This is a genomic window from Proteus sp. G2626 (genome assembly GCF_009915985.1).
Classification (GTDB): domain Bacteria; phylum Pseudomonadota; class Gammaproteobacteria; order Enterobacterales; family Enterobacteriaceae; genus Proteus; species Proteus vulgaris.
The window spans coordinates 1-20,806 of record NZ_JAABNH010000025.1 but is presented as its reverse complement, the minus strand read 5'-3'; the positions used below and the strand labels follow the sequence as shown (position 1 = coordinate 20,806).

At 38.9% G+C, this 20,806-nt stretch carries 17 protein-coding genes and 2 rRNA genes; 12 read left to right on the top strand and 7 right to left on the bottom strand.

Features of this window, described 5'->3' with window-relative positions:
* Positions 1-15 precede the first annotated feature (15 nt).
* The 8 genes from pilQ to trpS all read left to right on the top strand — a co-directional run bounded on the left by pilQ (position 16) and on the right by trpS (position 7,804).
* On the top strand, positions 16-1,089 hold the full coding sequence (gene pilQ / locus GWJ05_RS09935; protein WP_087803749.1) for a type IV pilus secretin PilQ: 1,074 nt from the start codon (positions 16-18) through the stop codon (positions 1,087-1,089).
* 579 nt (positions 1,090-1,668) lie between these two features.
* The gene (aroK, locus tag GWJ05_RS09930; RefSeq protein WP_036914409.1) at positions 1,669-2,190 is read left to right on the top strand and encodes a shikimate kinase AroK; all 522 of its coding nucleotides are present in this window, start codon (positions 1,669-1,671) and stop codon (positions 2,188-2,190) included.
* 54 nt (positions 2,191-2,244) lie between these two features.
* On the top strand, positions 2,245-3,339 hold the full coding sequence (aroB, locus tag GWJ05_RS09925) for a 3-dehydroquinate synthase (protein WP_036933579.1): 1,095 nt from the start codon (positions 2,245-2,247) through the stop codon (positions 3,337-3,339).
* 169 nt (positions 3,340-3,508) lie between these two features.
* Entirely contained in the window at positions 3,509-4,450 is a 942-nt protein-coding gene (locus GWJ05_RS09920) for an SPOR domain-containing protein (RefSeq protein WP_036933576.1), read from the top strand.
* 82 nt (positions 4,451-4,532) lie between these two features.
* Entirely contained in the window at positions 4,533-5,348 is an 816-nt protein-coding gene (dam, locus tag GWJ05_RS09915; protein WP_036933573.1) for an adenine-specific DNA-methyltransferase, read from the top strand.
* Between the two features lie 44 nt (positions 5,349-5,392).
* Positions 5,393-6,064, top strand: coding sequence for a ribulose-phosphate 3-epimerase (gene rpe / locus GWJ05_RS09910; protein ID WP_036933570.1), 672 nt, complete (start codon positions 5,393-5,395; stop codon positions 6,062-6,064).
* Positions 6,064-6,768, top strand: coding sequence for a phosphoglycolate phosphatase (locus tag GWJ05_RS09905; protein WP_036933568.1), 705 nt, complete (start codon positions 6,064-6,066; stop codon positions 6,766-6,768). Before rpe ends, GWJ05_RS09905 begins: the two co-directional genes overlap by 1 nt.
* A gap of 7 nt (positions 6,769-6,775) precedes the next feature.
* A complete protein-coding gene (gene trpS / locus GWJ05_RS09900; protein ID WP_036933565.1) occupies positions 6,776-7,804 on the top strand; it encodes a tryptophan--tRNA ligase in 1,029 nt (342 codons plus the stop codon).
* 67 nt (positions 7,805-7,871) lie between these two features.
* Here the strand turns inward: trpS and yiiM are convergent, their stop codons facing one another.
* Both yiiM and sodA read right to left on the bottom strand, forming a co-directional pair.
* Positions 7,872-8,546, bottom strand: a complete 675-nt coding sequence (yiiM, locus tag GWJ05_RS09895; protein ID WP_036933563.1) for a 6-hydroxyaminopurine reductase — start codon at positions 8,544-8,546, stop codon at positions 7,872-7,874.
* A 108-nt stretch (positions 8,547-8,654) separates the two neighbouring features.
* Entirely contained in the window at positions 8,655-9,278 is a 624-nt protein-coding gene (sodA, locus tag GWJ05_RS09890) for a superoxide dismutase [Mn] (RefSeq protein WP_161681392.1), read from the bottom strand.
* 372 nt (positions 9,279-9,650) lie between these two features.
* Here sodA and acs point away from each other — a divergent pair, with 372 nt between their 5' ends.
* From acs to GWJ05_RS09870, 4 genes are all read left to right on the top strand, one after another.
* Complete coding sequence (gene acs / locus GWJ05_RS09885; protein ID WP_036933559.1) at positions 9,651-11,609, top strand: acetate--CoA ligase; 1,959 nt, start codon at positions 9,651-9,653, stop codon at positions 11,607-11,609.
* Between the two features lie 161 nt (positions 11,610-11,770).
* Positions 11,771-12,082, top strand: coding sequence for a DUF485 domain-containing protein (locus tag GWJ05_RS09880; RefSeq protein WP_036933556.1), 312 nt, complete (start codon positions 11,771-11,773; stop codon positions 12,080-12,082).
* Positions 12,079-13,734, top strand: a complete 1,656-nt coding sequence (locus GWJ05_RS09875; protein ID WP_036933554.1) for a cation acetate symporter — start codon at positions 12,079-12,081, stop codon at positions 13,732-13,734. The genes GWJ05_RS09880 and GWJ05_RS09875 overlap by 4 nt, the downstream gene beginning before the upstream one ends.
* Before the next feature lie 476 nt (positions 13,735-14,210).
* On the top strand, positions 14,211-15,722 hold the full coding sequence (locus GWJ05_RS09870; RefSeq protein ID WP_224215411.1) for a phosphoethanolamine transferase: 1,512 nt from the start codon (positions 14,211-14,213) through the stop codon (positions 15,720-15,722).
* 24 nt (positions 15,723-15,746) lie between these two features.
* On the opposite strand, the gene GWJ05_RS09865 is transcribed toward GWJ05_RS09870, so the two are convergent.
* The 5 genes from GWJ05_RS09865 to GWJ05_RS09845 all read right to left on the bottom strand — a co-directional run.
* Positions 15,747-16,436 carry a LutC/YkgG family protein gene (locus GWJ05_RS09865; RefSeq protein ID WP_036933549.1) on the bottom strand — a complete coding sequence of 230 codons (690 nt, stop codon included), beginning with the start codon at positions 16,434-16,436 and terminating at the stop codon, positions 15,747-15,749.
* A gap of 3 nt (positions 16,437-16,439) precedes the next feature.
* A complete protein-coding gene (locus GWJ05_RS09860) occupies positions 16,440-17,858 on the bottom strand; it encodes a LutB/LldF family L-lactate oxidation iron-sulfur protein (protein WP_161681391.1) in 1,419 nt (472 codons plus the stop codon).
* Positions 17,849-18,586, bottom strand: a complete 738-nt coding sequence (locus GWJ05_RS09855; protein ID WP_036933545.1) for a (Fe-S)-binding protein — start codon at positions 18,584-18,586, stop codon at positions 17,849-17,851. The genes GWJ05_RS09860 and GWJ05_RS09855 overlap by 10 nt, the downstream gene beginning before the upstream one ends.
* A 303-nt stretch (positions 18,587-18,889) precedes the next feature.
* A 5S ribosomal RNA gene (gene rrf, locus GWJ05_RS09850) occupies positions 18,890-19,005 on the bottom strand.
* Between the two features lie 116 nt (positions 19,006-19,121).
* Positions 19,122-20,806 (bottom strand): 23S ribosomal RNA (locus GWJ05_RS09845); the annotation flags it as partial.

Here is a 20,806-nt window from a genome sequence, read left to right as displayed (position 1 = left end):
TTTATTGTGTTATTGATGACAACTTCCGTTTTTGCTCATTCGAGAGATCCATTTTTTCCTGACGTCCTTGATGTCATTAATCATGAAAAAGCACCACCAACACTCATTGATGAACCATTGACTAAAACTCAACAAACTGAACAGTTACACCATCGGCTCTATCCATTAAATTATGCCGATGCAGATACGTTAGCAAAACAACTTAGCACGCACGCTATTCCACTATTAAGTAAACAAGGCCGTGTCATTGCTGATAGTGACGCTAATAGCCTTTCTATTGTTGATAATGATAAAGCACTTTCTGAAATTGCAGACTGGCTGAGATTAAAAGATACACCACAACAGCAAGTTTATATCACTGCGCATATCATCAGTAGCAGTCAAGACGCGTTAAATGAATTAGGTGCTCAATGGGGATTGCACACGTTAAAAACAACCCATGTTGAAGCAACATCGACACACCCTAACACAATATCTCCCCCTTCAAATTCAGCTTTATCAATACCTTCGCTTTCTGCTTTATCACTCCATCAAAACACCAAAAACCCACTTCACTCTATTGCCTTTAACATTGCTCGAATTAACGGCCGGCTATTAGAACTTGAGTTAAGTGCATTAGAACAAGAAAAGCAATTATCAATTATTGCCAGCCCAAGATTGACAGCAGCTCATGAGAAAACAGCCTCAATCAAACAAGGAACGGAGATCCCCTATGTCAGCCGAGATAATGAAACCACTCGTGTTCAATTTAAAGAGGCCGTATTAGGGATGGAAGTCACACCGATGATCCAAAGGAATAAAAAGATAAGGTTAATACTTAAAATAAGCCAAAATACACCAGGTATCGCACTTGTACAGGGAGGAAGTGAGCACCTTTCCATAGATAAGCAAGAGATCAGTACAGAAGTCACGATTAATGATGGAGAAACCATTATGTTAGGAGGAATATTTCAACAAAAGCAGCAAGAGCATACAGCAAACATTCCTTTATTATCTTCTATTCCGTTATTAGGAGTACTTTTTAGCCATAAAAGAGATCAGCAGAGTCGCCATGAATTGGTTATTTTTATTACACCCAAATTAATCTAACTTTTTATGCAAAAATTTTTTTGTTTTTAAAATACAATAAATTACCTGTTTTTTACTAGGATTAAACTGAGAGTTATTCATTGTTTTTTCTTATAATCAGTATTTATAGATTTGACGATGAGGACGATTTAGCTTACAAGGGTTAGCTAATTTGAGTGAGCCTGAAACATCACAATGATAATACGGATACATTTTATGCACTTCCTCTATTCTTGGAGGTAGGGCTTTTTATATGTAATATTGATCGCTTGATGACGAAAAAGACAATATTATCAGATGCGGTTTTCCGACTAAATTGTGTTAGAATCTTCGCGTTGCCAACAAAGATGATTACTTTTTTAGTAGTTTTTGTTATGTACTGTAGGCAAAGGGATTTTTATCCTATGTTGTTGTTTGCAACAGCATGTGGTTATTTTATAGCGATCTACTGAAAGAACTCAGTCTTATTATGAGAGTAGATAACAAATGTTATCAGGTGTGTATTAGATAAACACTCATAAATTTCAGTTTAGGTCCCGTCGCTGAATGAATTTGGCGGGGCGGGTTATCATTAACGAATATCTTAGTAATACCAAAAACATGGCAGAGAAACGTAATATCTTTCTGGTTGGGCCTATGGGTGCCGGCAAAAGCACTATTGGTCGTCAGTTAGCTCAACAACTTAGTATGGAGTTTTATGATTCCGATCAGGAAATTGAGCGGCGTACAGGTGCGGATGTAGGTTGGGTATTTGATGTAGAAGGCGAAGAAGGCTTCCGTCAACGAGAAGAGAAAATCATCAACGAACTCACTGAAAAGCAAGGTATCGTGCTTGCTACAGGTGGTGGTTCGGTGAAATCGCGAGAAACCCGTAACAGACTATCTGCACGTGGTGTGGTTGTTTATTTAGAAACAAACATTGAAAAGCAACTCGCTCGTACCCAACGTGATAAAAAACGTCCTTTATTGCAAGGTGTTGAGCCTGTGCGCGATGTCCTAGAGACATTAGCTGAAGAACGTAATCCTCTTTATGAAGAGATTGCTGACATCACAATTCATACTGATGATCAGAGTGCAAAAATTGTAGCCAATCAAATAATTGAATTATTAGAACAAAACTAATAAATTCAGCTATTTATAAGGTTAAACAAAGACAATAAGAAGAAGGCCACTGTTATGGAAAAAATCGCTGTCACATTAGGTGAAAGAAGCTATCCCATTACCATTGCTTCTGGCCTTTTTCATCAACCTGATACCTTTTTACCATTAAAATCAGGGCAGCAAGTTATGATAGTTACAAATGTAACGCTTGCTCCGCTGTATTTAGAAAAGGTAACAAATACCTTAAAGAAACAAGGTATTTTGGTTGATAGCGTGATTTTACCTGATGGCGAACAATATAAATCGCTTGAAATCATGAACGATGTCTTTACTGCATTATTAGAAAAAAATCATAATCGAGATACAACACTTATCGCATTAGGCGGGGGTGTTATTGGTGATCTAACCGGTTTTGCGGCAGCAAGTTATCAACGCGGTGTTCGCTTTATCCAAGTACCGACTACCTTGTTATCACAAGTTGATTCATCTGTTGGTGGAAAAACAGCAGTTAATCATCCTCTTGGCAAGAATATGATTGGGGCTTTTTACCAACCAGCTTCTGTCATTATTGATCTCGATTGCCTTGCCACATTACCACCTCGTGAACTTTCATCTGGTTTAGCTGAAGTTATTAAATATGGCATCATTTTAGATAAAGACTTCTTTATCTGGCTTGAGAATAATATTGATAAACTTTTGGCACTTGATCCTAAAGCGATGGCATTTTGTATCCGTCGTTGCTGTGAGCTTAAAGCGGAAGTTGTCGCCGCAGACGAAAAAGAAACCAGTGGATTACGTGCACTCCTCAATCTTGGCCATACTTATGGGCACGCTATTGAAGCTCATATGGGATATGGCGTTTGGTTGCATGGTGAAGCCGTTGCCGCAGGTATGGTAATGGCGGCAAGAACCTCTCAAGCACTTGGTCAATTTACTGAAGAAGAAACACTACGTGTCATTCAATTACTTGAAAAAGCAAATCTTCCTGTCAATGGCCCAGTAGAAATGACACCTGATGACTATTTACCTCATATGATGAGAGATAAAAAGGTATCTGGTGGCAAATTACACCTCGTTTTACCAAAAGGTATCGGTCAATCCGAATTACGTGCGGATATTTCTCGCGAACAAGTCCACAAAGCGATAACATCTTGCATTAATGCAAATTAAGCTCCCCATTACCTGACTAGAAGTAAACCAGAACACCTATTTAAGGATAATTCTGGTTAATATTGTCAAATGCAACGTTTCGGAAAAAGCGTTTCATCCTTATACTATGAGGTAATGGCTAAGGCTGAATAGAATATTTTCGCTTTTTGACGCTCTGACGGAGGGCATAATGGACGAGTTCAAACCTGATAATGAAACCAAGAGTGATAACTCACTCAAACCTGATACATCGGATAGACCTGAACGTCGAACCAACCGACCTCGTAACAACCCATTAAAAAATGCGCGCTTCTCTGTATCCCGTCAACAGATGATGATTGGTGTTGGTGTCCTCGTACTTATTCTGCTAATTATTGCAATAAGCTCTGCATTAAAATCACCAGAAACAACGGAACCTTCATCGCCAACCGGAACAGAAAGAAATATCGATCTGTCTCAACAACCATCATCCGTTACGCCTACAGAAAATAGCCAACCATCAACACCTCAAGCTATTTCTGGGCAAGAAATCCAACCTGCGACACCGCCTTCACAAAATTTACCTCCAATGATTGATTCACAAGGTCAACGTGTTGAGATCCCTGGTGATATTGTTGATTCTTTAAATCAACAACAAGCAGGTATAAACCAAGCAACAGGTCAGCAACAGTCATTAAATTCACAACAACCAAAACCAGAGAAACCTGTTACACAACCACCAGCAACCAAGCCGGTGCAACCTGTACAGAAACCGGCTGAAATAAAAACACCGCCAACAAAACCGGTAACTCCACCAGCAACAACACAATCTAAGCCCGCCTCTAAGCCCGTGGTTTCAGGTTCATTGTCTGCCGGCAATTTAAGTTCTATTCCAGCTTCAAATTACACATTGCAACTAAGTGGTGCAAGTCGCCAAGATACCTTAGAAGCTTTCGCTAAAAAGAACCTTAATGGAAACTACGCTATCTATAAAACTCAGCGTAATGGTAACCCATGGTATGTACTCATCTATGGTAACTATCGTAATATAAGCGAAGCTAAGCAGGCTGTTTCTTCATTACCAACACCGGTACAAGCGAAACAACCTTGGGTTAGACCGATGAAACATGTTCATCAGGATCTAAAAAAATAATTAAGACGAGGTTCACCGCTGATATGCTGTCTGAAACAGAGTACAATCGGCGACTCTGAAACGATTGAGAAATTTGGACGGCATGAAAAAAAAACGCGCATTCCTAAAATGGGCTGGTGGTAAGTATCCTTTGGTAGATGACATTAAACGTCATCTGCCTGAAGGTAACTGTTTAATTGAACCTTTTACGGGTGCCGGTTCTGTTTTTTTAAATACAGAATACGATTCATATATTCTTGCCGACATAAATAGTGATCTAATTCATCTCTATAATACGGTAAAGCAGCATCCTGAAAAATTTATGGAGGATGCTCGCTTATTATTTACTCCTCAAATGAATATTGCAGAAGAGTTTTATGAACTACGACAAGAGTTTAATCTCTCAACTGATCCTTATCAGCGTAGTGTCTTATTTCTCTATCTTAACCGCCATTGTTACAATGGGTTATGTCGTTATAATTCAAAAGGTGAATATAACGTCCCTTTTGGCCGTTACAAAAAGCCTTATTTCCCTGAAACAGAGTTAATTTGGTTTTCTGAAAAGGCACAAAAAGCCACATTTGTTTGCCAAAGCTATTCATCAACGATGACAAATGCAGAAAAAGGCTCCGTTATTTATTGCGATCCGCCTTATGCACCACTATCACCAACTGCAAATTTCACGTCATACCATACAAATAGCTTCAGTTTTCAAGAGCAGGAACATCTGGCTCAACTTGCCTCAATGCTGGCTTACGAGAGACAGATACCCGTGTTAATATCCAATCATGAGACTGCGTTAACAAAAGAGTGGTATGTAAACGCAAAAGAGCTACACAGTGTGAAAGTCAGAAGAACAATCAGTAGCAACACACTCGGTCGTAGCAAAGTGAACGAATTACTAGCTTTATATAAATAATCGTTAACACCTCCCGACAAGGGGAGTGTTGTCAGGAGAATGCGATGAAAGATTTTCTGATTGCCCCTTCTATTTTATCCGCTGATTTTGCACGTCTTGGCGAAGATACTGAGAAAGTACTTGCCGCAGGTGCTGACGTTGTCCACTTTGATGTCATGGATAACCATTATGTTCCAAATCTAACGTTTGGCGCGCCAATTTGTAAAGCCTTGCGTAACTATGGAATTACTGCTCCCATTGATGTTCACTTAATGGTAAAGCCGGTTGATCGCATCATTCCTGACTTTGCAAAAGCAGGTGCAACTTATATTTCATTTCATGCAGAAGCCAGTGACCACGTTGACCGTACTATTCAGTTAATCAAAGATTGTGGTTGTAAAGCGGGTTTAGTACTTAACCCAGCAACCCCTTTAAACTATCTCGATTATGTAATGGATAAATTAGATCTTATCCTGCTGATGTCCGTTAACCCAGGCTTTGGTGGTCAATCATTTATTCCTAACACTCTCGATAAATTACGCCAAGTTCGTAAGATGATTGATGATGGTGGTTATGACATTCGTTTAGAAATTGATGGCGGTGTCAAAGTCGATAATATTGCTGAAATTGCCCAAGCGGGGGCGGATATGTTTGTTGCTGGCTCTGCTATTTTCAATCAGCCGAACTATAAACATGTTATCGACAATATGCGCCGTGAATTAGAAAAGGTATCGTAATGACAGATAAAAAACTCAAAGGCATCCGTGCTATCGCCTTTGATCTTGATGGCACACTCACTGACAGTGCAGTAGGACTTACAGAAGCAACAGATTACGCATTGAAAGCAAAAGGCTTTCCTCCTGCTGGCAAACATAATGTCACTATTTGGGTAGGCAACGGCGTTGATATGCTACTCACGCGCGCTTTGCATAACGCTGGTGTCGAGGATGTCACTGAAACCCTATTAAAAGAAATGCGTGACCTTTTTGATGCACATTATGCAACTTCCGTCAAAACAGGCAGTGATTTATTCCCACACGTTAAAGAAACGCTTGAAGTATTAGCTTCGCATAATATTCCATTAGGCATTGTCACCAATAAGCCATCACCTTTTATTGCTCCATTATTACAGCAACTGGGAATTGATAAATATTTTTCCTTAGTGCTAGGAGGAGATGATGTTAAAGAAAAAAAACCGCATCCAGCACCATTATATTTAACAATGGGCACATTTGGTGTTAAAAAGGAAGAACTCCTTTTTGTTGGGGATTCTCGCAACGATATTATTGCAGCACAAGAGGCACAATGCCCTTGCGTAGGTTTAACCTATGGCTATAACTACGGCGTATCTATCGCAGACAGCAAACCAGATTATACTCTCGATAATTTTGCCGATTTGCTCTCAATCCTCGACATCACGCCAATGACAACTGTGGAATAGAACTAACATGACGACTTCAGTAGAAAAAACGGCAAAAAAGCCAATTGTATTCAGTGGTGCGCAACCTTCTGGTGAGTTAACTATCGGAAACTATATGGGTGCATTACGTCAATGGGTACAAATGCAAGATGATTATGACTGCATTTACTGTATCGTTGACCAACATGCCATTACAGTTCGTCAAGATCCAAAAGAGCTAAGAAAAAGAACATTAGATACGCTGGCACTCTATCTTGCTTGCGGTATTGATCCAGAAAAAAGCACCATTTTTGTTCAGTCACATGTTCCACAACATGCCCAATTAAGCTGGGCACTAAATTGTTACACCTATTTTGGTGAATTGAGCCGTATGACTCAATTTAAAGATAAATCGGCACGCCATGCTGAAAATATTAATGCTGGGTTATTTGATTATCCTGTATTGATGGCAGCAGATATTCTTATTTATCAAACGAACCAAGTCCCTGTGGGTATTGACCAAAAACAGCATCTTGAATTAAGCCGTGATATTGCTCAGCGTTTTAACGCTATTTATGGCGATATATTCACTGTACCAGATCCTTTTATTCCCAAAGGTGGTGCACGTGTTATGGCATTACAAGATCCAACTAAAAAAATGTCTAAGTCTGATGATAACCGTAATAACGTTATCGCCCTACTTGAAGATCCCAAAGCTGCGGCTAAAAAGATCAAACGCGCAATGACAGACTCAGAAGAGCCACCTCGTGTTATTTACGATCTTGAAAACAAAGCTGGAGTCTCTAACTTACTGGATATTTTAGCGGGTATAACAGGCAAAACTATTCCTGAATTAGAAGCCGAATTTGAAGGTCAAATGTACGGACATCTAAAAGGTGCTGTTGCAGATGCAGTCTCTGAAATGCTAACTAACATTCAAGAACGTTTTAACACATTCCGTAATGATGAAGCTCTGCTCAATAAAATTATGAAAGAAGGTGCTGATAAAGCCAAAGCTCGTGCTCAAGCAACCTTAGACAAAGTTTATGACGCCATTGGGTTTATTGCGCATCCGTGATTTTTTGTTAATACATAAAAAACACCTCACCTATTTTTAGGGAGGTGTTTTTTATTTAGTAAAGTATTTATTCTTTAAACAACCGCCTATTAAAACTCTCAATTGCTTGATTTTTCAATCTTAACTGCATAGTCTTACTCCAACTTGCTGATAATCCCGCAGCACTTAATAGACGACGATAAAGCTCTTCATCAAAAGGCATATGAAAAGCAATTGATATTGCTTCTTTAACAGAAACATCACTGTTTCTTGAAACCAAAACGAGAGGATGATGGTTGCCTGTTTCTCCTGCACTCACGACACGATACAACCAACCACAATAACCGCTATCTTGCATAATTTGCGAAAAGTGACTGACTTCTGTCACTGTATTAAGTTTATAGCAAGGAGAGCGTGGTTGAGTAACTTGAATTAATGAATTACCCCATTGGTAAATATCACCAATAAAGACATTTTCTTCTGTCATACCCATTGTTGATATATTTTCACCAAAAGCTGGCGCATTAAAAAAATCCGTCAATTGTGAGAATTGTTCTGCCCAATACAGATAGTGCTCTTGAGGATAATGACACAGTGCGCGATCTGGCCCACCATGAAAACTCTTTTCTGCTTGCTCATCGCCTTCTAATCCCAGCGAAGTAAGTTTGATATGACCATCCACTAGCCTCTTAGTGATCGCACTGGTAAATCCATTAGACGTTGTTATGATATTGCCAATATAAACACTCGGAAAATAACGCATAGCTCACTACCTAAACAGAAAAGGATAACTCATAGTAAAGAGAGTGTTCAAAAGAAACAATGCCGACATTTGTCGGCATTAAAAATAGAAAAGAAATGATCAATTTAATTATGCTTTGCTCTGAAAACGTTTTTGCGCTTCATCCCAGTTCACAACTGACCAGAACGCTTTGATATAATCAGGGCGACGATTTTGATATTTCAAGTAATAAGCATGTTCCCATACATCTAACCCAACAATTGGATAGCCTGATACACCAGCTAACTCTTCCCCCATTAATGGGCTATCTTGGTTAGCTGTAGAGACGACAGCTAATTTACCATCGTCTTTTAATACCAGCCATGCCCAACCTGAACCAAAACGGCTAGCAGCTGCTTTTTCAAACAACGCTTTAAAGGCATCAACACTACCAAAATCACGGTCAATTGCCTCTTTTAGTGATCCTTGTAATTGAGTTCCTAGTTTTAAACCTTTCCAAAATAAAGAGTGGTTAGAATGGCCACCCGCATTATTACGTAAGAATGTACGTTGTTCAGCAGGCACTTTATGAAGTTTTTTAACTAACTCATCAATATCTAAATCTGCAAGTTCCGGTAATTTTTCTAATGCAGTATTGGTATTATTTACATACGTCTGATGATGCTTTGTATGGTGAATTTCCATTGTACGCTCATCAAAATGAGGTTCTAACGCATCATAAGCATAAGGCAGTGCAGGTAATGTATAGCTCATATTTATCTCCAGTGCTGTTTTATCTTAGATCACATCATGTGATTTATCTTTTCATTTCATTATAGTGAAAAAAACGTTAATGAAAATCATTATCATATCCATATTATTTTTGTGGTTTTTTTATTCAGCACTCGTTAATTAATTTTCACAGTATATTATTTTAATTTAAAAGCATTTTATTAAATAATAATTCTATTAAACAAGATAAATATAGATAAATAATACATGCTATGCTTTAGCACTAATTGAACATTCCATGAAAAGCATTTCCATTAATTCGTGATCTTCTGCGCAAAAAAGAAACAATCTTTATTTCCCCTCTTTTGTTAACGACTTTTTGACATAGTATTAACAACAGTAAGGAGAACTATTATGACAAAAATAAACCAACATCATATTCCTGCAAACATTGCAGAACACGCCCTGATCAATAAAGAGCAATACCAAAAAGACTATGAATTATCTATCAAAAACCCGGAGGCCTTTTGGGCAGATAAAGGGAAAATGATTGACTGGATAAAACCATATACTGTGGTAAAGAATACCTCATTTGACCCAGGGCATGTTCGCATTCGCTGGTTTGAAGATGGACAACTAAACATCAGCCAAAACTGCCTCGATCGCCACCTTAAAACACGAGGTGATCAAACCGCAATTATTTGGGAAGGCGACTCACCTAATGAATCAAAAAAAATAACTTACCGACAACTCCACCAAGATGTTTGCCAATTCGCTAATGTATTAAAAAATTTGGGAATTAAAAAAGGCGATGTTGTGGCAATTTATATGCCGATGGTACCTGAAGCCGCAGTTGCTATGCTCGCCTGTGCTCGTATTGGTGCTATTCACTCTGTTATTTTCGGTGGTTTTTCTCCTGAAGCTGTTGCAGGTCGGATCATTGATTCAAAAGCCAAATTAGTTATCACTGCTGATGAAGGCTTACGCGCAGGTCGCGCTATTCCCCTAAAGAAAAATGTCGATGCTGCATTAAATCACACTGATATTCCGCCTATTAACCATGTTGTTGTATTTCGCCGAACAGGAAATACAGAACAATGGATTGAAGGACGTGATATTTGGTGGGATGAAGCTATCCAAGGTGTCAGTACTGAGTGTGATGTCGAAATTATGGATGCGGAAGATCCACTCTTTATTCTGTATACATCAGGTTCAACAGGAAAACCTAAAGGTGTGTTACATACCACAGGGGGCTATCTTGTTTATGCTTCGATGACGTTTAAATACACCTTTGATTATCATGAAGGCGATATTTATTGGTGTACTGCTGATGTAGGCTGGGTAACAGGACATAGCTACTTACTGTATGGCCCGCTTTCAAATGGCGCAACAACCGTTATGTTTGAAGGTGTACCTAATTACCCCTCAGTGAATCGTATGGCTCAAGTCGTTGATAAGCACCAAATCAATATCCTGTACACAGCCCCTACTGCAATCCGAGCATTAATGGCTGAAGGAGATAAAGCGATTGAGGGAACTCAACGCACTTCTCTGCGCATTTTAGGCTCTGTAGGTGAACCAATTAACCCTGAAGCTTGGGAATGGTTCTATCAGAAAATGGGACGTAGCCAATGCCCCATTGTTGATACTTGGTGGCAAACAGAAACAGGCGGTTTCATGATAACGCCATTACCCGGTGCGATGGACTTAAAACCGGGTTCTGCAACACGTCCTTTCTTTGGTGTTCAGCCTGCCATTGTCGATAATATGGGAGAAGTACAACAAGGTGCTTGTGAAGGTAACTTAGTGATCATTGATTCTTGGCCTGGCCAAGCTAGAACACTTTTTGGTGATCACGATCGCTTTGAACAAACATACTTTTCGACCTTTAAAGGCATGTATTTTTCTGGTGATGGTGCCCGCCGTGATGAAGATGGTGACTATTGGATAACAGGACGTGTTGATGATGTCTTGAATATTTCAGGCCACCGACTAGGAACAGCAGAAATTGAATCTGCTCTCGTTGCACACCCTAAGATTGCTGAAGCCGCAGTAGTGGGTATCCCTCATAATATTAAAGGGCAGGCTATTTATGCTTATGTCACGCTAAATCATGGTGAAGAGCCAACACCTGAACTTTACACAGAAGTCCGTGATTGGGTACGTAAAGAAATAGGGCCAATTGCAACGCCCGATATTCTTCACTGGACAGACTCTTTACCCAAAACGCGTTCAGGGAAAATTATGCGACGTATCTTGCGTAAAATTGCCTCTGGCGACACAACTAACCTCGGAGATACCTCAACACTCGCCGATCCAGGTGTTGTAGAGAAACTGTTAGAAGAAAAACAGTCTCTATCACTTACTGCGTAACTCACAACAACAATATAACTGTCATTTAAAAACGCAATACGACAATGCAAAGGCATGAAAATGCCTTTGCTGGACTCTCTTACCTAAAAATCATGGAATGCGGGGGATTTAAGCCTCTAAATCAAGTGATAAACCAAACAATTATATAGAGGAGAACTCTGATGAATGCCGATATTTATCAAGAGATAGAAAACAACCCTCGCTTTAAAGAACTGGTTAAAAAACGTAGTCGTTTTTCATGGACACTTTCAATTATTACTCTCGTTATGTATGTCTCATTTATCCTACTTATCGCTTTCTATCCACAATGGTTAGGTACACCACTGTATGAAGGAAGCTATATTACACGAGGTATTCCCATTGGCATTGGCTTAATCATTGCTTCATTTTTATTAACGGGCATTTACGTTATTAAAGCCAATACGGAGTTCGACAAACTGGCAAGCGAGATTATAGAAGAGGTAGAAAAATGAGAAAATTACTCTATGCAATAAGCCTATTTTTCCTCTCTTCAACCATTGCTTATGCGGCTACAATAACAGAAGGTGGTGAGAAACAACCGATGAATATTCAGGCCATCATCATGTTTCTGATATTTGTCGGATTAACACTTTATATCACTTACTGGGCCTCTAAACGTACTCGTTCACGTGCAGATTACTATACGGCTGGAGGTAAAATAACAGGATTTCAAAATGGGATGGCTATTGCAGGCGATTTTATGTCAGCAGCATCCTTTTTAGGGATCTCCGCACTCGTTTATACCTCTGGTTACGATGGCCTGATTTATTCAATAGGATTCCTCATCGGCTGGCCGATTATTCTTTTTATTATTGCTGAACGTTTACGTAATTTAGGTCGTTATACCTTTGCTGATGTTGTTTCCTATCGATTAAGCCCAAAACCGATTAGAACACTCTCTGCTATTGGCTCTCTAGTTGTGGTTGCTCTTTATTTGATTGCACAAATGGTCGGTGCCGGAAAATTAATCGAGCTACTTTTCGGTTTAAACTATCATATTGCTGTTGTACTCGTCGGTATTCTAATGGTGCTCTATGTGTTATTTGGAGGCATGTTAGCAACCACTTGGGTGCAAATCATTAAAGCTATTTTATTACTTGCTGGTGCAAGTTTTATGGCGGTGATGGTTATGAAAGCAGTTGATTTTAATTTCAATACTTTATTTAAAGAAGCTGTCAATGTGCACTCAAAAGGGTTCTCAATTATGAGCCCTGGAGGTTTAGTTTCTGATCCTATTTCTGCACTTTCTTTAGGTCTTGCTTTAATGTTTGGTACTGCGGGGCTTCCTCATATCATCATGCGCTTCTTTACGGTTAGTGACGCCAAAGAAGCCCGTAAGAGTGTCTTCTATGCAACAGGTTTTATCGGTTATTTCTATATTCTTACTTTTATCATTGGTTTCGGCGCTATCTTACTCGTTAGCCCTAATCCTGTGTTCAAAGATGCCGCTGGCGCTTTAATTGGCGGCACAAACATGGCCGCAGTTCATCTTGCTGATGCTGTGGGAGGTAATTTCTTCCTCGGTTTTATTTCTGCAGTTGCATTTGCCACAATATTAGCCGTTGTTGCTGGATTGACGTTAGCAGGAGCTTCTGCTGTTTCTCATGATCTTTATGCTAATGTGATAAAAAATGGTCATGCTGATGAACGTCAAGAACTTAATGTTTCCAAAATAACCGTCGTTATTTTAGGTATTGTTGCGATTGGTTTAGGTATTTTATTTGAAAAACAAAACATTGCCTTTATGGTCGGACTTGCCTTCTCAATAGCCGCAAGCTGTAACTTCCCTATTATTTTATTATCAATGTATTGGAAAGGATTGACAACGCGTGGTGCAGTAGCAGGAGGATGGGCTGGCTTATTAATAGCCGTAACATTAATGATCTTAGGCCCCACAATTTGGGTCAGTATTTTAGGTCACGAAAAACCTATCTATCCTTATGAATATCCAGCATTATTTTCAATGATAATTGCTTTTGTTGTTTCATGGCTTTTCTCAATTACAGATAAATCATCTTTAGGTGAGAAAGAAAAAGCAAAATTCCAAGCTCAATTTATTCGCTCTCAAATTGGGTTAGGAATTGAACAAGGTAAAGAACACTAAAAACTATAAAATTCACTTATTTTTTACGATAAAAGTGCCCATTATTTTACAATAGAAATGGGCATTTTTATTTTTTGATAGACAGTCTGATCATATTTCTCCTCTTTACGTAATTAGAATAAATCTAATTTTTAAATACATATCTATACGATTATTTTAATAATTTGCTATTTATTAACTATTTATCAAAAAAAGAAGCAAAAATAAAATAAAATCAATGCGTTACAAAATAAGACTATTATTATTTATTCACTGTATGACTTTATTAATAATACAAAAAATTAGAAAAATCGTAATAATATCAAATTCGGACACATTTCAGCCAAACACGTCTTGTATTGTCAAAAGGTAAATGGTTAACTTTTTTATTCTACATAAGAAGAGGTGACAATTTTAAATAGATTATGTCTCGACTAACTTATTACACACTTTTATTTCTTCTATCTATAACACCAGCAATACTGGGTGGCTCAACATTGTACATAGAACAAAAACTCTATATTGTTCTCATTGGTTGGCTACTTATGTTGATGTGTAGTGGAATTTATCGTTCAATTCTAGGAAAAATAGTAACATTTATAATCAGCGCCTTATGGTCTTTAAATCTCTCTATTTCTCTATTTTTCTATCGTGAACACGATATTGCATTTTCCTCTTCTATCGCAGAAACGTTTATAAATACTAACGGCAGTGAGACTGTTGGTATGCTTTCTTATAATAAATATTACGTATTATTTTATATATGTAGCTTCTCTATTTATTATTTTCTTATCCATAAAAGTGCTCGATTTTCTCATTTAAAAACCACGAAAAATAGTGTGATAGCAATGGTTATATTAATAGCCATTATTCCTATATATAAAAACTTAGCGTTAAGAAATGATAATAAAACTAAATTACTCGCTGAATATACTCTTCTAAATACCCCCTTTTATAATGCAGCAGCACTAGTTAAAACATTTCACGAAAATCGTCAAATAAAAAGAATTGCTTCTCAAAAAGTTGATTATCAATACAGTAAAAAGAACGATAACACAGAGATTTATATTCTGATTATTGGTGAGTCTGTTCGTCGCGATCATTTAGGTATTTATGGTTATCCTCATGATACAACACCAAATTTAATGAAAGAAAAAAACAATCTAATTCTTTTTGAGAATGTTTACTCTCCTGCTCCAGTAACAATACTCTCAGTACCGATATCACTCTCAAATATTGGGTTAAAACAGCTACAAGATAAAAATCATTATGCTGATAATATTGTTTCTCTCGCAAATCATGCTGGGTTTAAAACTTATTGGTTAAGTAATCAAGGGAAAGGAAATCAAAAAACAAGTGTAATTTCAGTCATTGCAAATATGGCGCAGAATAAGAAATGGAATGAATTTATCGGTTATGATGAAGAACTACTTCCTCATTTAGATAAAGCACTCAACGAACCATCTACACAAAAAAAACTGATTATCTTGCATACTTATGGTAGTCATGAACCTGCTTGCAACCGATTTCCAAATCAAGATTTAAAAAAATTCACACAACAGGAAGACGATAACTGCTATGACAGCTCTATTGCTTATACAGATAAGTTAATAAATAACATTATTGAAAGAGTAAAAGATAAACCCGCATCTATTCTTTACTTTGCAGATCATGCTTTACAACGCCTCGATAAAAATAAAGAAATTCGTTACCATCATGGCGTAAATACCCCTCGTAAAGAAGCTTATAACATTCCTTTGTTCATTTGGTATAGCCCTTCTACAATAAAACCAATAATAAGTAATGAAGTTTTGAAAAAGCCTTATTCCACAGAAAATAATTATTGGTTATTAAGTAGTTGGCTGGGTATAGAACATAATTCACCAAATAAATGCTATTCACCACTAGATGATTGTTATAAGCCAAAATCACCTATTATGGTTATTGATGGCAATAGAAATTTATTGAACTACAATTTATTGAGTTCTGAAGAACAAGAGCCACAATAATATATGGCTCCTTACAAATAATTATTAGCAATCTTCAATCACAATATAAATGGCATTTAAAGAGCCATGAACACCAACAACTTTAATTAATTCAATATCAGAGGTACAACTTGGGCCGCTGATAATATTAATACAGGAAGGCATTCGGATATTTTCCGATGCTAATTGATGAAGTTTTTCCGCTAATTGAGCAACTCGAGGTAAAATAGTACTTCTTCTAATAACAAAGAGTGTTGTTTCTGGGATCAAACTGACACTACGCCCTTTATCTGCTCCAGAAAATAAAACAACGCCTCCCGATTCAGCAAGCCCATATTCGGCAAAAACAATACCCACTTTAGCATTTTTTACATGCTCTATATTTTCCACGCCAAAATGGTGATCCCACACACTAACATCACAATGTTGAGATAATAAATCAACAACACCACTTTCTTTTAAACGAAGATCACCCGTCAATATCACTGATGAACCATATTTATTGCATAACGCAAGTAAGCACTGAGGTAAGGCTTCTTGTGTCGTTGTCTCATAATCGCTTCCTGCTAATTTAGCGGTATTGAGAAAATATTGATATCGTTCCTCTTCTGATAATTCAGTTAATCTTTCTTCTGGATATGTATTTACTGGTGTTGGGAATGGATCAGGTTTTGTTTTTAATGGCCTTCCCAACTGAGAAGCTAAATGAGATAAGAATGTATTTTTATTATTCATCTCTTATTTCTCCTCTTTTTGATGTTTTTTGAACCAATTACGGAAACTTTCACCATCGCCTTTTGGCAGGTTTCTTGCTTCAGTCCATTCTTTTAATGCACCTATATTTAAAGGGGCTTTACCCTCTTTTATAAACCACCTTGCCACATGAGCGCCCCAATTCATGCCAACTTTCCATAATGTTGGATGACGATTCACATAATTGAATATATCGGTGATCGTACGCTCAGTTATTGGCGTGATTTTTTCCCTAACCATCACATCTCTATGTTTTTTAATTAAACTGGATAAAGGTATTTTCACGGGGCATACAGAATCACAAGCAGTACATAATGAACAGACATAAGGAAGGTTTTTAAAATCTTTATAACCACCTAATAAAGGAGTTAAAACAGCGCCAACAGGACCTGGATAAATAGAACCATATCCTTGGCCACCAATATGACGGTAAGCAGGGCAAGTATTCATGCATGCACCACAACGAATACAACGCAAAATATCTTTAAATTCTGTTCCGATAATTTTTGAACGCCCATTATCAACAATAACAAGATGAAAATCTTCAGGGCCATCAACATGGTCTTTTTCTCTAGGCCCTGTAAGCCATGTGTTATAGCCTGTTAAACGTAATCCAACGGCACTACGTGCTAACATGGTAATGAGAATATCCACTTCTTTAAATGTCGGTGCTATGCGCTCCATCCCCATCACAGCTATATGTGTTTTAGGTAATGTCGTACTTAAGCGAGCATTACCTTCATTAGTCACTAAACAAACTGAACCTGTCTCTGCAACAGCAAAGTTACATCCCGTTACACCTATATCAGCAGTAAAAAAATCATCTCTAATCTTTTGACGAACAAAACGAGTCATTTCTTCTGGTGTATCAGAACCGTTATATCCTAATTTATCGTGAAATATTTGACGGATTTGTTCTCTATTTTTATGGATAGCTGGTACAACAACATGTGACGGAGCATCCTTAGCTTGCTGGAGTATAAATTCTGCTAAATCGGTTTCTATAACATTAATGCCTGCATTCTCTAACGCGTCATTCATACCGATTTCTTCAGTTACCATAGACTTAGCTTTAACAATTTTCTTTGCTTTTTTTTCTCTAGCCACGCTAAGAATATATTGAGTCGCTTCTTCTTTTGTTTCAGCAAAGAAAACATGTCCACCATGTTCTTCTACTTTTTCAGATAATTGGTATAAATAAGCATCCAAGTTAGCAAGCACATGATCCCGAATTTGAGTAGCTCTATCTCTCCAATCTTCCCAATGCCCAAGATCATCAATCATTTTTTGCCGATTTCTACCAATGGTTTCTTGTGCATTAGCAACTGCTTTTTGCATGACTTCATCATGTACTTGACGATTGATTAGGTCTTTAAATGGAATAGTACTCGTTCTTAACGACATAATTCCTCCTCATGACTCATCAAGACCTGTGCAATATGCAACACTTTAACAGGACGGCCTTCTCGCTCTAAACGTCCACCAATATTTAAAAGGCAACTAACATCCGCACCAATCAAATAATCAGGTTTAACATCCATGATATGGTGTACTTTTTCTTTTACCATTTCCCCTGAAATCTCAGCCATTTTGACTGAAAATGTCCCACCAAAACCACAGCATGTTTCCATATCTTCAAAAGGCAATAATTCAAGACCTTTTACATGCTGTAATAATTTAATAGGTTCTTCTTTGACGCCCATTTTACGAAATAGGCTACAAGATGGGTGATAAACAGCTTTACCTTTAAGACTTGCGCCAACATCAAGAATACCAAGCTGATTTACAATAAAGGAAGTTAAATCAAACATTCTATTAGCTATTTTTTCAGCTCGTATAGCCCAATCAGGTTCATTAGCAAGATATTTGGAATAACCTTTGATTGCATAAGTACAAGATCCAGCAGGAGAAATAATGGGATAATCATTAACTTCGAAGGTTTCAATGAGTTTTTTCATTGCAGGTTTTGCGTTCTCGATATAACCACTATTAATAGCGGGTTGACCACAACAACCTTGTTTTTCAAGAAAATGAACCCGACAACCTAATTTTTCTAGCAGTAATACACTGTCTCTTGCCATATGGGATTTTAGAGCATCCCCAATACATGTGACATAGAAATTAACATCCATACATTTGCTCCTATTGCTTATCATTTATACAAAATAGCTTACTGACCGCCATTTATTTATCGCTATATTTGTATGACAATTAATGTTTGCATAAAAATGATGTTAAATATATGTTTAATTCTATGTTTTTTTATAATTTGAATAGGTACATAAAACTAATTTATGTATAGAGATAGGATAGAAATAAATTATTTTAAATAAAAACAATTTATTAAGAAGAAAATGAAACAAAAGATTAAAAAAATAAAAACCTTAAACGCAAAAAAGCCAACCCAGTGGGTTGGCTTTCTCGTCTTATTTAATGCCTGGCAGTTCCCTACTCTCACATGGGGAGACCCCACACTACCATCGGCGCTACAACGTTTCACTTCTGAGTTCGGCATGGGATCAGGTGGGACCGCTGCGCTATGGCCACCAAGCAAATTCGGTTTTATTACCCGCTTCTTTCCTTTCGGTCAGTCGCCAGTAATATCAATCTTAAACAAGCCTACTTTATCTACTCTTCGTCTCTCAGACAAAACACCTTCGGTGTTGTCAGGTTAAGCCTCACGGTTCATTAGTACTGGTTAGCTCAACGTATCGCTACGCTTACACACCCAGCCTATCAACGTCTTAGTCTTAAACGTTCCTTTAGGTCACTCAAGGTGACAGGGAAGACTCATCTCGAGGCAAGTTTCCCGCTTAGATGCTTTCAGCGGTTATCTCTTCCGCACTTAGCTACCGGGCAATGCCATTGGCATGACAACCCGAACACCAGTGGTGCGTTCACTCCGGTCCTCTCGTACTAGGAGCAACCCCTCTCAATCTTCCAACGCCCACGGCAGATAGGGACCGAACTGTCTCACGACGTTCTAAACCCAGCTCGCGTACCACTTTAAATGGCGAACAGCCATACCCTTGGGACCTACTTCAGCCCCAGGATGTGATGAGCCGACATCGAGGTGCCAAACACCGCCGTCGATATGAACTCTTGGGCGGTATCAGCCTGTTATCCCCGGAGTACCTTTTATCCGTTGAGCGATGGCCCTTCCATTCAGAACCACCGGATCACTAAGACCTACTTTCGTACCTGCTCGAGCCGTCACTCTCACAGTCAAGCTGGCTTATGCCTTTGCACTAACCGCATGATGTCCGACCATGCTTAGCCAACCTTCGTGCTCCTCCGTTACTCTTTAGGAGGAGACCGCCCCAGTCAAACTACCCACCAGACACGGTCCCCGATCCAGATTATGGACCTAGGTTAGAACATCAAACGTTAAAGGGTGGTATTTCAAGGTTGACTCCATGCAGACTGGCGTCCACACTTCATAGTCTCCCACCTATCCTACACATCAAGGCTCAATGTTCAGTGTCAAGCTATAGTAAAGGTTCACGGGGTCTTTCCGTCTTGCCGCGGGTACACTGCATCTTCACAGCGAGTTCAATTTCACTGAGTCTCGGGTGGAGACAGCCTGGCCATCATTACGCCATTCGTGCAGGTCGGAACTTACCCGACAAGGAATTTCGCTACCTTAGGACCGTTATAGTTACGGCCGCCGTTTACTGGGGCTTCGATCAAGAGCTTCTCCCTAAGGATAACCCCATCAATTAACCTTCCAGCACCGGGCAGGCGTCACACCGTATACGTCCACTTTCGTGTTTGCACAGTGCTGTGTTTTTAATAAACAGTTGCAGCCAGCTGGTATCTTCGACTGGCTTCGGCTCCGTCCGCAAGGGACTTCACTTACCGCCAGCGTGCCTTCTCCCGAAGTTACGGCACCATTTTGCCTAGTTCCTTCACCCGAGTTCTCTCAAGCGCCTGAGTATTCTCTACCTGACCACCTGTGTCGGTTTGGGGTACGATTGTTGGTAACCTGAAGCTTAGAGGCTTTTCCTGGAAGCAGGGCATCAATTGCTTCACCACCTTAGTGGCTCGTCATCACACCTCAGCATTAAGTGACCGGATTTGCCTAATCACTCTGCCTACATGCTTGAACCGGGACGACCGTCGCCCGGACAACCTAGCCTTCTCCGTTCCCCCATCGCAGTTACCACCAGTACGGGAATATTAACCCGTTTCCCATCGACTACGCTTTTCAGCCTCGCCTTAGGGGTCGACTCACCCTGCCCCGATTAACGTTGGACAGGAACCCTTGGTCTTCCGGCGTGCGGGTTTTTCACCCGCATTATCGTTACTTATGTCAGCATTCGCACTTCTGATACCTCCAGCATACCTCACAG